The sequence below is a fragment of the Mesorhizobium sp. M0518 genome (assembly GCF_040321125.1).
Lineage (GTDB): Bacteria > Pseudomonadota > Alphaproteobacteria > Rhizobiales > Rhizobiaceae > Mesorhizobium.
In genome coordinates this window covers 1-615 of sequence record NZ_JAMYQY010000068.1, presented here as the reverse complement: position 1 = coordinate 615, position 615 = coordinate 1, and the positions used below count along the sequence as shown (strand labels likewise).

2 protein-coding genes are annotated in these 615 nt (G+C 60.3%); both read left to right on the top strand.

Features of this window, described 5'->3' with window-relative positions:
• On the top strand, positions 1-386 hold a 386-nt coding region (locus NKI66_RS32635), incomplete at its 5' end, for an SDR family oxidoreductase (protein WP_352754083.1).
• A gap of 27 nt (positions 387-413) precedes the next feature.
• Positions 414-615 (top strand): hypothetical protein (locus tag NKI66_RS32630; protein WP_352754082.1); only part of this gene is annotated, 202 nt, incomplete at its 3' end.

The following is a 615-nucleotide window of genomic DNA, read 5'->3' as shown; positions in this document are numbered from 1 at the left end:
TGCCGTATCTGCGGCGCTCGCGGGCGGGGCGAATATTGATGCTCGCTTCCGAGACTATTGTAAAGACCCCGGTACATTTCGCGCTGTCGGGTGTCGCACGAGCAGGGCTGGTGCCCTACTGCCACACGCTCGTACAAGAATTGTCGGGGGAGAGCATCACCGTAAACGTGCTCGCTCCTGGTGCACACAGCACCGCGATTCACGAAGCCAATCGCGTCGGCGACTACGCCGAAGGCATCCGTGCGCTCGAGGATAGGACCCCGGCCCGACGCCTTGGCGATCCCTCGGAATTCGCAGCAGTAGCTGCATTCTTGGCCAGCGCCCGCGCGGCCTATGTCAGCGGCGCGCTGATCGTCATCGATGGCGGGCTGAGTGCAACCGCCTGAACAATTCGTCGCAATAGGAGCCGTCGCATGAACGAAGCCAATGCAAGCACGGAAAACCAAGGCATTGTGGGCGATTTTGAGCTTGGCACGCTTCTTTTCGAGGCAGGTTGCGCCACGGTGAAGCTTGGAGAAGCCGCCAAAGCCACGGATGGTGGCCGAATTAACCGGCTTGAAGCTTCATTCAAGGAGACCTTGTCGTCAGCCTGCCGATGGCGGTTGTGGAGTTCGA